At 72.5% G+C, this 12,290-nt stretch carries 11 protein-coding genes and 1 pseudogene; 8 read left to right on the top strand and 4 right to left on the bottom strand.

The features are described 5' to 3' along the window. Positions 1 to 209 precede the first annotated feature (209 nt). Complete coding sequence (locus OTB20_RS21380) at positions 210 to 1,244, bottom strand: LacI family DNA-binding transcriptional regulator (protein WP_267819737.1); 1,035 nt, start codon at positions 1,242 to 1,244, stop codon at positions 210 to 212. 44 nt (positions 1,245 to 1,288) lie between these two features. Here OTB20_RS21380 and OTB20_RS21375 point away from each other — a divergent pair. The 3 genes and pseudogenes from OTB20_RS21375 to OTB20_RS21365 form a co-directional block, all read left to right on the top strand. Beyond that, a pseudogene (locus tag OTB20_RS21375) lies at positions 1,289 to 2,671 on the top strand (MFS transporter); the annotation flags it as partial. Between the two features lie 82 nt (positions 2,672 to 2,753). After that, positions 2,754 to 3,449 carry an alpha/beta fold hydrolase gene (locus OTB20_RS21370; protein WP_267819743.1) on the top strand — a complete coding sequence of 232 codons (696 nt, stop codon included), beginning with the start codon at positions 2,754 to 2,756 and terminating at the stop codon, positions 3,447 to 3,449. Positions 3,450 to 3,582: 133 nt separating this feature from the next. After that, positions 3,583 to 4,044, top strand: coding sequence for a type II toxin-antitoxin system PemK/MazF family toxin (locus OTB20_RS21365; RefSeq protein ID WP_267819736.1), 462 nt, complete (start codon positions 3,583 to 3,585; stop codon positions 4,042 to 4,044). Positions 4,045 to 4,148: 104 nt separating this feature from the next. Here the strand turns inward: OTB20_RS21365 and OTB20_RS21360 are convergent, their stop codons facing one another. Further along, positions 4,149 to 5,006: a TIGR02452 family protein gene (locus OTB20_RS21360; protein ID WP_267819734.1), complete on the bottom strand. Its 858-nt coding sequence runs from the start codon at positions 5,004 to 5,006 to the stop codon at positions 4,149 to 4,151. Positions 5,007 to 5,113: 107 nt separating this feature from the next. Between OTB20_RS21360 and egtA the strand changes: the two genes are divergently transcribed. From egtA to egtD, 4 genes are read left to right on the top strand one after another with little or no spacing between them, the layout of a single operon-like run. Continuing rightward, positions 5,114 to 6,442: an ergothioneine biosynthesis glutamate--cysteine ligase EgtA gene (gene egtA / locus OTB20_RS21355; protein WP_267819732.1), complete on the top strand. Its 1,329-nt coding sequence runs from the start codon at positions 5,114 to 5,116 to the stop codon at positions 6,440 to 6,442. After that, positions 6,439 to 7,761, top strand: coding sequence for an ergothioneine biosynthesis protein EgtB (gene egtB, locus OTB20_RS21350; RefSeq protein ID WP_267819730.1), 1,323 nt, complete (start codon positions 6,439 to 6,441; stop codon positions 7,759 to 7,761). The genes egtA and egtB overlap by 4 nt, the downstream gene beginning before the upstream one ends. Further along, the gene (gene egtC, locus OTB20_RS21345; protein ID WP_267819728.1) at positions 7,761 to 8,549 is read left to right on the top strand and encodes an ergothioneine biosynthesis protein EgtC; all 789 of its coding nucleotides are present in this window, start codon (positions 7,761 to 7,763) and stop codon (positions 8,547 to 8,549) included. Before egtB ends, egtC begins: the two co-directional genes overlap by 1 nt. Next, positions 8,546 to 9,601 (top strand): L-histidine N(alpha)-methyltransferase, encoded by a 1,056-nt coding sequence (egtD, locus tag OTB20_RS21340; protein WP_267819726.1) that lies wholly within the window; start codon positions 8,546 to 8,548, stop codon positions 9,599 to 9,601. The genes egtC and egtD overlap by 4 nt, the downstream gene beginning before the upstream one ends. Positions 9,602 to 9,894: 293 nt before the next feature. On the opposite strand, the gene OTB20_RS21335 is transcribed toward egtD, so the two are convergent. Next, positions 9,895 to 11,151 carry an extracellular solute-binding protein gene (locus OTB20_RS21335; protein ID WP_267819725.1) on the bottom strand — a complete coding sequence of 419 codons (1,257 nt, stop codon included), beginning with the start codon at positions 11,149 to 11,151 and terminating at the stop codon, positions 9,895 to 9,897. Between the two features lie 165 nt (positions 11,152 to 11,316). On the opposite strand from OTB20_RS21335, the gene OTB20_RS21330 reads away from it, so the two are divergent. Continuing rightward, complete coding sequence (locus OTB20_RS21330) at positions 11,317 to 11,538, top strand: dodecin (protein ID WP_267758074.1); 222 nt, start codon at positions 11,317 to 11,319, stop codon at positions 11,536 to 11,538. A 158-nt stretch (positions 11,539 to 11,696) separates the two neighbouring features. Here OTB20_RS21330 and OTB20_RS21325 read toward each other — a convergent pair whose 3' ends face one another. Next, the gene (locus tag OTB20_RS21325) at positions 11,697 to 12,191 is read right to left on the bottom strand and encodes a hypothetical protein (protein WP_267819723.1); all 495 of its coding nucleotides are present in this window, start codon (positions 12,189 to 12,191) and stop codon (positions 11,697 to 11,699) included. Positions 12,192 to 12,290 lie beyond the last annotated feature (99 nt).

Raw genomic sequence — 12,290 nt, 5'->3', positions numbered from 1 at the left:
GTCAACGCCCCCCAGCCCCCATCGAGGCCCCGACCTGCGCCTACCGGCCCCGGTCGGCCGCGCTCCGCTCGGGCCCCGGCCGCTCGGGGCCCGCTCCGGCCGCGAGCGGCCGCCGCACCGGCGCGCCCGTCGCCGCCCGACGCCTCGCGGGGTTCAGTCGCGGCCCGGGGCCGGGGTGGCCGCGCTCCGGCCGGAGCGGAGGCACCCGCTCATGTCGAATCCCGCGGCAGCGTCACCGCCGCCATCAGGTCGTGCCTGCGTACCACCGCCGATGGTTCCCGTACCGCCTGGTCCACCAGACCAGCCAGCCGCTCCCCCGTCGGCATCTCGAGCCGTACCGTGCTGAGCCTCGGCCGCAGCAGCCGGCCGATCAGCAGGTCGTCGGCGCCCATGACGGCCACGTCCTGCGGCACCCGCAGCCCCTCGTCCTGGAAGGCCCGCATCAGCAGCATCGCGTACTCGTCGTTGTATGCGAACGCCGCGTCCAGCCCCAGCGACCCCCACCGCTGCGCCAGTGCCGCCGCCGACTCCTCCGAGTAGGCCATCGGCAGGGCCACGACCTCCGCCCCCGGCACGGACCGCGCGCCCTCCAGCCGGGGCGCTGAGAACAGTTCCAGCCCCGCCTCCTCGGGAACGACCACGCCGATCCGCCGTCGGCCCCGCTCCACCAGGTGCTCCGCCGCCCGCGCGCCGACCTCCGCCTGGTCCATGACCAGGGCGTGCGCCCCGGGAACGCTCTGCGGCCCCACCGTAAGCACCGCGCGCGCCCCGGCCCGCTTGAGCGTGGCCACGTTGTGGGCCGACAGGGCGATCTCGCCGAGGGAGATCACCGCGACCGGCCGCAGTTCGGCCCAGGCGCGGGCGGCCTCGTCACCGCTGAGGCCGAGGCTGCCGTACTGGACCACCGTGTAGTCGAGGCCTCGCAGCGCCCACTGCAACTCGTTGAGGAAGGTGCTGTAGAGCGGGCCGACCGGCACGTGGGAGGTGGGCAGCAGCACGATGCGGGTGTGTCCTGCGCGCAGACTGCGGGCGGCCGCGTGGGGGACGTAGCCGAGCTCCTCGGCGGCCTCGCGCACCTTGCGGCGGGTCGGCTCGCTGATGCGTACGGCCTCCGCGTTGTTCAGGACGTACGAGACCGTCGCGCGCGACACACCGGCGAGACGGGCCACGTCCGCGCTGGTCGGGACGGGCGGCGGCGGTGACGGCGGCGTGGGGGGCTTCGGCGGCTTCGATGACTGTGACATTGCCGTGGCATCTTTCCAGACCGGTTGTACCCAGGGGCTAGCGGATGGCCGGAAACCAATGCTACACAGTGGTTACACGCTTCACTGACACGTGTAACCCAGAGGTCACCCCAGCCTCGCCAAGGGTGTTTCCGCACGTGCCCGTGCCGTGTCCAGTCGTGCCGTCGTCCTGTCGTGTTCCGTCGCACCCCCGCCGTCGCGACAGGGCGGCGCGCACCCCTCCCCGCCCCTCTCGGCACCACCCTTCCCCACCTCTTCTCGGCACCACCCCTCACACCCCTCGCACCACTCCCGTACCCCTCATCCCTTCCCAGACTGCCCAGGAGGGCACCGTGGCCCTTTCCTCCCCCGGCACCGCCGCCGCCACCCCCGACGCCCCCGCTCCCGGGCGCGGCCTGCTTCCCCTGCTGCTCGTCAGCAACGGCGCCATGTACGCGCTCTACATCGGCGTCGCCGGCGTACTCCTCGCACTCCAGGTCGAAGACATCGACGCGGCGAACAAGGTCGCCAACTTCGGCCTGATCGCAGGGGTCTCGGCGATCTTCGCGACGGTCTTCAACCCGGTCGCGGGCGCCCTGTCCGACCGCAGCGGACGGCGCAACCCCTGGATCCTGGGCGGTGGGCTCGCCGCGATACCGGCGATGTTCCTGCTCGGCGCCGCGAACACGATCCTGCTCATCACCATCGCCTGGTGCCTCGGGCAGGCCGTGATGAACATCTACCAGGCCGCCATCACCTCCGTGGTCCCCGACCGGGTGCCCATGAGCGCCCGGGGCAAGGCCTCCGCCGCCGTAGGCCTCGGCCTGCCGCTGGGCTCCACCATCGGCGCCCTGATCGGTGCCGCCTTCTCGGACGACTACCGCACCGGATACCTGATCTTCGGCGCGCTCGTCGCCGGCGCCGCCGTCCTGTTCACCACGTGCACCCGCGAGCAGCGCCGCCCGGCCAAGGCCTCGATGCCGGTCAAGGAGCAGCTGGCCGCCTTCGCGAGCGCCCTCCGGGACCACGACTTCCGCTGGGCGTTCATCGGCCGGGCCCTGCTGGTCCTCGGATACTTCGCGGTGAGCGGCTACCAGCTGTACATCCTCCAGGACCACACCGTGCTGCCCGTTGGCATGAAGCCGGAGGCCGCGGTGGCCATCCTGATGCCGCTGACGAGCGTGGCGATGGTCGTCTCCACCGTCCTCGGCGGATGGCTCTCGGACAAGTACGACCGTCGCAAGCTCTTCGTCGGCGCCTCCGCCCTGCTGTCCGCCATCGCACTGGTGATCCCGGCCCTGTCGACCAGCTGGACGGCCATGCTGGCCTTCGCCGCGATCAACGGCCTCGCGTTCGGCTGCTACATGGCCGTGGACACCGCACTGGTGACGATGGTGCTCCCCAAGGCGGAGGACGCCGCCCGCGACATGGGCGTACTCAACATCGCCAACGCCGGCCCGCAGATCGTCGCCCCCTTCATCGCCTCGGTGATCGTGTCCGTGAGCGGCGGCCACGATGAAAGGCACCACCGTGCAGCTCCACACCCACACCTGGGGCGAAGGCGACCGCGTCGCCCTCCTGATCCACGGGATCATGGCCGACCACCGGACCTGGCGCCGGGTCGGCCCCGCCCTCGCCGAGCGCGGCTACCGTGCCATCGCCGTGGACCTGCGTGGCCACGGCATCAGCGGCCGGGGCGAGTACAGCCCGGAGGCCTTCGCCGACGACGTGGCCGAAACGCTCCCGGCCGGCGCCGAGCTCGCCATCGGCCACTCCCTCGGCGGCCTGACCCTCGCGAACTCCATCGCCCGCCTGAAGCCGCAGCGCGCCGTCTTCTCGGATCCGGCCTGGCACCTGGACGCCCCCGAACCGGGCTTCGGACCCGAGGTGTTCGCCCGGTTCAAGGCCGCGCCCAAGGAGCAGATCCAGGCCATGAACCCGCGCTGGGAGGAGATCGACGTCGACATCGAGCTGGCCACCCTGGCCGTCTGGGACGAGGCGACCGCCTTCAGCCTGACCCCGCTGATGGGCACGGACCTGCTGCCGGCCGCGCCGGTGGTGCCGTCCCTCGTACAGCTGGCCGATCCGAGCTTCCTGATCTCACCGGAACGCGCCGCGGTCCTCGAGGAGCGCGGCTTCGAGGTCCGCTCGGTCGCGGGCGCCGGGCACACCATCCACCGGGACGACTTCGACGGCTTCATGGCATCGCTGGAGGGCTGGATCTGAGGTCCGGCCCCATCGACTCGGGACCGCGGCCCGGCCGCACCCGTGCACACCCCTCTCGGCAGGACTCCCCGTTCGGCCGAGGGGGTGTGCCCGTACCCCGGGTTGGCCGGGGGCACCCGGTAACCTCGCCCGAATGACGGCACTTTCACACCACAGCAATGGTCACGTAGAGCAGCCCGGCCGTGACGGGAACACGGCGACCGCCGAGGCGGATCCGCAGGCCGTCGGGCCGGTGCAGACCTCGTACGCTCCCGACCGCGACGGGAATCCCGACCCCGGGGAGATCGTCTGGACCTTCGTTCCGTACGAGGAGAACGACGGGCGGGGCAAGGACCGGCCGGTGCTGGTCGTGGCCCGCGAGGAAGCCGGCACGCTCCTGGCCGTGCAGTTGTCCAGCAAGCGGCACGACCACGACCGGGAGTGGGTCCCGATCGGGACCGGGCCCTGGGACAGCGCGGGGCGGGAGTCCTGGGTGGACGTGGACCGGGTACTGCGCGTGCACGAGGACGGCATGCGGCGCGAGGCGTGTGCACTGGACCGGGGCCGGTTCCAGCTCGTGGTGGACCGGCTGTGCGAGCGGTACGGCTGGCGGTAGCCGGACGGGCCCGGGTGCCGAGCGGTACGGCGGCGGTAGCCGGACGGGCCCGGGTGCCCGACCGTCACGGCCAGCGGTAGCCGGGCGGGCCTGAGTACGCGGCCCTACGTCTCCTGCGGGCCTCCCGTGGCCTGGGTGAGGCCCGCCAGTACCCGTTCGAACGTGTCCCGCGTCTGCGGCTTGCGGTCCAGCACGCCGAACACCACCCGTTCGAACACGCCGGCGAAGCGTCCCGCCAGCAGCCCCCGGAAGACCTCCGCCACCTGGGCGGGGTCGTTCTGGAAGACGCCGCACCCCCAGGCCCCCAGTACCAGGTCCCGGTATCCGTGCAGCGCGGCGACTTCCAGTACCAGCTGCGCGCGGCGTGCGAGGGCGGCGGGGATCTCGGGCTCGCGGTCCGGTTCCTGGCGGCGGATGGTGCCCGCGTTCGGGGCCGGGGAGGTGAGGAATCCGGCTCGGAAGGGGGTGTCCAGCAGGTTGCCCCGGTCGTCGCGGAAAACGGGGACTCCGGGTGAGTGAATCACCCGGTCGGTGTAGAAGGTGCTGACCTCGGCGCGGTGGATCTCGTAGTACTCCGGAGCCTGCAGGAGGGTCTCGTACAGCGCCGAGGCGCGGCAGAGGGCCTCCTCCTGGGCCTTGGCCCCGCGGACGTAGCCGCCCCCGGGATTGCGGGCCGAAGCGAAGTTCAGGACGGCCACCGCAACCGTCCCGGGCTGCTGCTCCGCGAGCCTGCGGGCCGCGACCGTGCTGCTCTCGCCGGTGACCTCGACGGCGGTCCGGCGGGTGCCCACCGAGGCCAGTTCGCCTGGAATGACCCGGTTCGGGCCATATATCGTGGTTCCTGCCTTGGCCTCCGCCACGGCGGCGGCGAGCGTGACCTGCCGCCCCGACCGCGTCCGGTAGCCGCCGGCCGCCACGATCTCCGCGTTCTCCCGCGCGATCTCGCGCAATCTGCCACTCATACGGCGATCTTCGGCGCTCCGGCAGGCCGCCGCAATGGATTTGTGCCCCGAGGGACGGGTAGGCACGAGTGATGTCACAGCCGACGACGCGAGACGAGGGCCCCGTCATGCCCCAGGACTCACTCAACCGTCTGACCGAAGCCGACGCCGAGGAACTGCTCCACGGCATCTGCTTCAAGACCGGCCCGCCCCGGCTGCTCGGCGCGGAGCTCGAATGGCTGGTGTTCGACGCCGAACACCCCGGCCGGCCCGTTTCCCACGAGCGGCTGGCCGCCGCGCACGAGGCGGCCGGCGCGCTCGCCCTCGGGTCCCTCGTCACCATCGAGCCCGGCGGCCAGCTGGAGCTCAGCTCGGCCCCCGCCGCCTCCCTGACCGGGTGCCTCGACGGCCTCCAGGCCGATCTGACCGCCGTCCGGGGCGCCCTGCGCGAACAGGGGCTGGTGCTGAGCGGGCTCGGCCAGGACCCGCGCCGACCACTGCGGCGGATGCTGGCCAGCCCGCGGTACGAGGCGATGGAGACCTACTTCGACCGCACCGGCCCGGCCGGGCGCGCCATGATGTGCGCCTCGGCCTCCGTCCAGGTGTGCGTGGACGCCGGTCACGAGGAGCCGGGCCCGCTGGGCCACGGCCGGCGCTGGCGCCTGGCCCACCTCCTCGGTGCGGTGCTGGTCGCCGCCTTCGCCAACTCCCCCGCGCGCGAGGGCCCGTACGCGGGCTGGCGGTGCGCCCGCCAAGGCGTGTGGAGCGATATCGACACCCGGCGCTCCCTCGCCCCGCCGCTGGAGGCGGAGCCGCGCGGCGCGTGGGCCCGGCAGGCTCTGGACACCGAGGTGATGTGCGTACGGACGGCCGAGGGGGGCGCGCCCTGGGCGGTCCCGCGCGGGCTGACCTTCCGCGACTGGCTGCGCTCCGGCGGCGGCCACCGGCCGCCGACCGCCGAGGATCTGGACTACCACCTGACCACGCTGTTCCCGCCGGTACGGCCCCGGGGCCATCTGGAGCTGCGGATGATCGACGCCCAGCCCGGCGAGGACGGCTGGCTGGTCCCGGTGGCCGTGGTGCACGCGCTGTTCGACGACCCGGAGGCCGCGGAGACCGCGTACCGGGTGGCGAAGGGGCTGGCCGACTCCTACGGCGCCGGGCCCGCGCCGCGCAATCCGCTGTGGCGGTCCGCCGCCCGGAACGCGCTGGCCGATCCGGAGCTGCGGTCCGCCGCCCGCGCCTGCTTCCGGGCCGCGTCCTCGGCGCTGCCCCGGCTGGGAGCGGGCGGCCACGTCATGGACGCGCTGGGTGAGTTCACCGAGCGCTACGTGTCCCGCGGGCGCTGTCCGGCCGACGACCGGGCCGGGCCGGAGCAGACCCGGCACCCGAAAGCGCCGTCACGCCCGCACCCGCGAACCCGGCCGCAGCCGGCCGGCGAGGAGGCCCGCCCATGACCGCCGAACCGGAGCTCCTGCGCGAGCGGGCCGCCGCCGCCCTGACCGCGGCGCGCCTGCGCACGGCCGGACTCACCGACGCCGTCTCCGAAGCCGATCTGACGGCCCAGCACTCCCCCCTGATGTCCCCGCTGGTCTGGGACCTCGCGCACATCGGCAACATGGAGGAGCTCTGGCTGCTGCGCAACGTGGCCGGCCGCGAGTCCATGCACCCCGAAATAGACCCGCTCTACGATGCGTTCGAGCATCCCCGTTCGGAACGCCCGAAGTTGCCGCTGCTGGCCCCGGACCAGGCCCGCCGGTACGCCGCCGAGGTGCGCGGCCGGGTCTTCGACCTGCTGGACCGCACGCCACTGGAGGGCACGGCCCTGCTGGACGGCGGCTACGTCTTCGGGATGATCGCCCAGCACGAACAGCAGCACGACGAAACGATGCTGATCACCCATCAGTTGCGCCAGGGTGCGGCGGTGCTGACGGCTCCCGATCCGGATCCCCCGCAAGGACCACCGCCGCCCGCGGCCGAAGTGCTCGTTCCCGCCGGGCCGTTCACGATGGGCACTTCCACGGAGCCCTGGTCGCTGGACAACGAGCGGCCCGCGCACCAGCGGGAGGTCGAGGCCTTCTGGATCGACACGGCGCCGGTCACCAACGCCGGCTACCAGCAGTTCATGGCGGACGGCGGCTACCGCGAGGAGCGGTGGTGGGCGGCGGCCGGCTGGGAGGAGATCCGCCGGCACGGGATCGAGGCCCCGCTGTTCTGGCACCGCGAGGACGGCACGTGGCTGCGGCGTCGTTTCGGGGTCACCGAACCGGTGCCCGGGGAAGAGCCGGTACTGCACGTGAGCTGGTACGAGGCCGACGCGTACGCCCGCTGGGCCGGGCGCCGACTGCCCACCGAGGCGGAGTGGGAGAAGGCCGCACGCCACGATCCGGCGACCGGCCGCTCCACCCGCTTCCCGTGGGGTGACGCGGACCCCACGGCGGCGCACGCCAACCTCGGCCAGCGCCATCTGCGCCCGGCCCGGGCGGGCGGATACCCGGCCGGCGCCTCCCCGCTCGGAGTGCGCCAGCTCATCGGCGACGTATGGGAGTGGACGGCTTCGGACTTCCTCCCCTACCCCGGGTTCCGGGCGTTCCCGTACCGCGAGTACTCGGAGGTGTTCTTCGGCCCCGAGCACAAGGTGCTGCGCGGCGGTTCCTTCGCCGTGGATCCGGTGGCCTGCCGGGGCACCTTCCGCAACTGGGACCTGCCGGTGCGCCGGCAGATCTTCTCCGGGTTCCGGACCGCGCGCAGCGCCGGCCCCGCCGGGCAGGCGTGATGTGCCGTCATCTCGCCTATCTGGGGGCGTCCGTGCACCTCGGCCGGGTGCTGAGCGAGCCCGAGCACTCACTGGTCCGTCAGTCGTGGGAGCCTCGCCGCCAGCGGTCCGGCACGATCAACGCCGACGGCTTCGGCGTCGGCTGGTACGCGGAGGGGGACCCGGTGCCCGCCCGTTACCGCCGGGCCGGTCCGATCTGGGGCGACCTGACCTTCAGCGATCTGACCCGGGTGGTCCGCAGCGGGGCCGTACTGGCCGCCGTACGGGACGCCACGCGCCCCGGGGCGGAGGGGGAGGCTGCGGCCGCCCCGTTCACGGAGGGCCGGTGGCTGTTCAGTCACAACGGCTCGCTGCGGGACTGGCCGGACGCCGTGGCCCCGGTAGCCGCCCGGCTGCCGCTCCAGGAGCTGCTGTCCCTGACCTCCCGTACGGATTCGGCGCTGATCTGGGCGCTGGTCCTGAACCGGCTGCGGGCCGATCCGGACCTCGGCCCGGCGCTCGCCGGAGCGGTACGGGAGCTGGCCGCGGCCTCGCCCGGATCCCGCTTGAACCTGTTGCTGACCGACGGCCGGGCCATCGCGGCGACGGCCTGGGGGGATTCCCTCTGGTACCTGACCGACGCGGCCGCGCAGCGCACGGTGGTCGCCTCGGAGCCCTACGACGACGACTCGCGCTGGTGCGAGGTACCCGACCGGACCCTGCTGACCGCCACCCGCACGCGGGTCGACCTCGTCTCCCTGAAGGAGACCCCCGCCGGCGCGCCGCATCAAGGAGACGAAGGCCAGTGAACGATTTCCAGCTGACCCGCATGCTCGACGAGCACGCCGCCGAGTCGGCGCTGCGCACGGATGTGAGCGACGGGCTGACCGGATCCCCCAAGTCGTTGCCGCCCAAGTGGTTCTACGACGCCCGGGGCAGTGAACTCTTCGAGGAGATCACCCGGTTGCCCGAGTACTACCCGACGCGCGCCGAGCGGGAGATCCTGCTCGAACGGGCCCGGGAGATCGCCTCGGTGAGCGGGGCCCGGACCCTGGTGGAGCTGGGTTCCGGCTCCTCGGAGAAGACCCGGCACCTGATCGAGGCGCTGCCCGCGCTGGACACGTACGTACCGGTGGACGTGAGCGAGAGCGCGCTGACGGGAGCGGCGAAGGCGCTGCTGGAGGAGCATCCCGGGTTGCGCGTACACGCGTTGCTGGCCGATTTCACCCGGGCGCTGCGACTGCCGGACTCGCCGGGACCCCGGCTGGTGGTGTTCCTGGGCGGCACGATCGGAAACCTGCTGCCGCCGGAGCGGGCCGTGTTCCTGGCGGACGTACGGGCGATGCTGTCGCCCGGGGACGCGCTGCTGATGGGGACGGACCTGGTGAAGGACCCGGCCGTCCTGGTGTCGGCGTACGACGATGCCCAGGGGGTGACGGGCGAGTTCAACATGAACGTACTGACCGTGGTGAACCGGGAGTTGGGCGCGGACTTCCACGCCGCCGACTTCATGCACGTGGCGGTGTGGAATCGGGAGCACGAGTGGATCGAGATGCGGCTGCGGGCCCGGAGGCAGTTGGTGGTGAAGGTCCGGGCGCTGGATCTGGAGGTTCCCTTCGAGGAGGGTGAGGAGATCCTGACGGAGATCTCGGCGAAGTTCCGTCAGGAGGGTGTGCGTCGGGAACTCGCCGAGGCAGGAGTCGAGTTGACCCATTGGTGGACGGACGTCGCGGGCCGCTTCGCCTTGTCGCTGTCGGTGGCGGACGGCATCGGCGCCGACGGCTGGGAAGGTACGCCGGGCAGCGGTGGCGGGGTGACCGGCGGCGACGAGGGAGCCGGTTCGGCCGGCACGGCGGTCTGAGCCGCGGCCGCGAGTCCCGCCGGTGCGCGTACCGGCCCGGCGGGATCCGCGGCAGCAGCCACACCTCGGCCCGGACCCCGCGGGGTCCGCGGGGTCCGCGGGGTCCGCCACAGCGAGGCGGTCAGGGGATCGTCCCGACGAAGGCGGGCGCCCCGGCCGGCCCCCCCGTCATCGAGCAGGCAGGCGATCCGTACGGGCTGTACGGGCGCCAGGAGACGTGGTTGGCGACGATCAGCCGGCCACCGCCCGGGCCGGGCCACCGGGACCCGCCGCGCTCCCCCGCCCGCCCTGGGTCAGCGGTCGGAGCTGAGCACCTTGCTGATGGTGTCGGAGGCCGCCTTCGCCGCTTTTCCGGGGTCCTGGCCGTTGAGGACGGCCGTCATGAACGGCTTGATCGGGTTCTTGGCCTCCACCTCGGCCCAGCGGGGGGACTTCGGGGTGGCACGGCCCTGGGCGGCGCCGGGGGCCATCGCCGTGGCGCCTTCGTTGCCCTGGACCACGTGCGCGAGTTTGGTCTTGTTGGGTACGTAGCTCATCGTGCGGGCGAGCTCGGTCTGCCACTTCTCGCTTACCAGGGCCGTGATCACATCGACGGCCTGCTTACGGTTCTTCGTCCTGGCGGGAATGATCAGGTCCGAGCCGCCGGTGAAGACCGAGCCCACCCTGTCGGCCGTCTTGCCGGGGATCGGGAAGAAGCCGAGCTTGCCCTTGAGCGCCGGGTTCGCGGCCTCGATGGCAGCGGCCTGGCCGGGCGGGGCGATGATCTGGGCGATCCCGCCGCGGGCGAAGACGTCGGACTGCGGGGGCGTCTCCTCGTCGGCGTCCTTGGGGCCGTCGCCGAGCGCCTGGAGCTGTCTGTAGAACTCCATTCCGGCCAGGGCCTTCTCGTCGTCGAGGCTGCCGACCCACTGGCCACCGCCCTCGACGGCGAGCTCGCCGCCCTCGTCCCAGACGAACCCGGCGAGGACGTACCAGTTCTGCCCGGCGAGGTAGATGCCCTGCTGGCTGCCCTTGTCGAGCTTCTGCGTGGCCTGGATCCATTCCTGGCGGGTCTTGACCGGCGTCTTGATCCCGGCGTTCGCGAAGAGGTCCTTGTTGTAGATCACCACGCGGTTGGCGGCGTACCATGGGACGCCGAACTGGGCGCCGTTGACGCTTCCGGGGTCGGAGAGGCCCTTCAGCCAGTCCTTGCCGCCCCACTCGCGCAGGGCCTCCAGGGTGACTTCGGAGACGCCGTCGCCCTCGAGGTACTGGGCGACCTGGGTGTTGCCGACCTCGATGACGTCGGCGCTCTCCTCGCCCTCGCCGGCCAGGACCGCGTTGACCTTGTCGCCGATCCCCGTCCACTCCTGGATCTTCACTTCGAGGTCCACATCGGGGTGTTCGTCCTCGAAGGTGCGGGTGAACTGGCCTATGAACTCGTCGGAGGCGCTGCCCTTCATCAGCCAGAGCGTCACCTTCTGCGTACCGGCCGATCCGGCGAGACTGCAGCCGGTGAGGGCGGTCGCGGCCGCGAGAGCGGTGGACACGGCAAGGAAGCGCATCTTCACGAAGGTCACCTTCTGGGGATGGATCTCAGATGGCTTGAAATTGGCATAGACCAATGGGTGGGTCAAGGGGGTACCGCTATGGATTGTTCACGCAAAGTTCGCGGACCCGGACTTACTGGGGCACCGTAGAACAAGGCAACAGCCACCCAGTGTCGGGAGACCCCCATGTCCAATCACACGTACCGGGTGACCGAGATCGTGGGCACGTCCCACGAGGGCATCGACCAGGCCATCCGCAACGGCGTCGCCCGCGCGAGCGAGACGCTGCACAATCTGGACTGGCTCGAGGTCGTCCAGATCAGAGGACACATCGAGAACGGCGAGATCGCGCACTACCAGGTGGGCATCAAGGTCGGCTTCCGGCTCGACGGCGAAGCCGAGGCCTGAGGCTTCCCGGACCCCTACGGGGCTCCCCGGCGGGCCCGCCCGAGGGCAGGGCCCACCCGAGGGCGCTGGAGCCCAAGGACCGGGCCCGCCCGAGGGCGCTGGAGCCCGAGGACCGGGCCCGCCCGAGGGCTCCGGATCCAGCACGCACCCTCAGGCCCTCAGGTGCGCCCCTCGCCCTCCTGCGCGTCCTTGAGCTCCGGCGCGTCCGCCGCCCAGTCCGCCAGGACCACCCGGTACCCCGCCGCGCGCGCCGCCTGGCACACCAGCTCGTCGTCGTCCACCAGCATCCGTACCTCGCGGCCCCGCGAGATCCGCCGCAAGACCTCGAGCTTGGTCGTCCGGGCCGGCCGCCGGTCCTGGTTCCCGCGCATCCACAGCCGTCCCTCGGGCAGCCCGTTCCCGGCGAGCCAGTCCTCCGTGTCCGCGCGGCACCGCTCCGGGCGGCCGGTGAGGTACGCGACCTCGCAGTCGTCCGCGCTCTCCACGGCGAGCGCGATCCCGCGGGCGAGGGGCGGATCGGCCGGGGCCGCGCCGAAGAAGCCGCTCCAGTCGCGCGGCCGGCGCTCCAGGAAGTGCTGGCGGTGGGCGGTGTCGGCCAGAGTGTTGTCGATGTCGAAAACGGCCAGGGGCCTGCGGTTCTGATTCTCGGTCACCCCGCCAGCCTAAGCAGCGACGGCCCAACGAACGGCCCCCGGGATACCCCGGCCGGACCGCCGAGGAGTCGCCACCGGCCACCCCCGACGGCCCCAGTA

The sequence above is a fragment of the Streptomyces sp. H27-H1 genome (assembly GCF_026627445.1).
GTDB lineage: Bacteria > Actinomycetota > Actinomycetes > Streptomycetales > Streptomycetaceae > Streptomyces.
Note: the sequence above shows the minus strand (reverse complement) of the source record. Positions and strands in the feature narration are given on the sequence as shown.

Bases quoted from the DNA above. Each gene is read 5' to 3' on its own strand.
- OTB20_RS21380 (WP_267819737.1), bottom strand. From the start codon at position 1,244: ATGTCACAGTCATCGAAGCCGCCGAAGCCCCCCACGCCGCCGTCACCG.
- OTB20_RS21365 (WP_267819736.1), top strand. From the start codon at position 3,583: ATGACGGCACTTTCACACCACAGCAATGGTCACGTAGAGCAGCCCGGC.
- OTB20_RS21360 (WP_267819734.1), bottom strand. From the start codon at position 5,006: ATGAGTGGCAGATTGCGCGAGATCGCGCGGGAGAACGCGGAGATCGTG.
- egtA (WP_267819732.1), top strand. From the start codon at position 5,114: ATGCCCCAGGACTCACTCAACCGTCTGACCGAAGCCGACGCCGAGGAA.
- egtB (WP_267819730.1), top strand. From the start codon at position 6,439: ATGACCGCCGAACCGGAGCTCCTGCGCGAGCGGGCCGCCGCCGCCCTG.
- egtC (WP_267819728.1), top strand. From the start codon at position 7,761: ATGTGCCGTCATCTCGCCTATCTGGGGGCGTCCGTGCACCTCGGCCGG.
- OTB20_RS21330 (WP_267758074.1), top strand. From the start codon at position 11,317: ATGTCCAATCACACGTACCGGGTGACCGAGATCGTGGGCACGTCCCAC.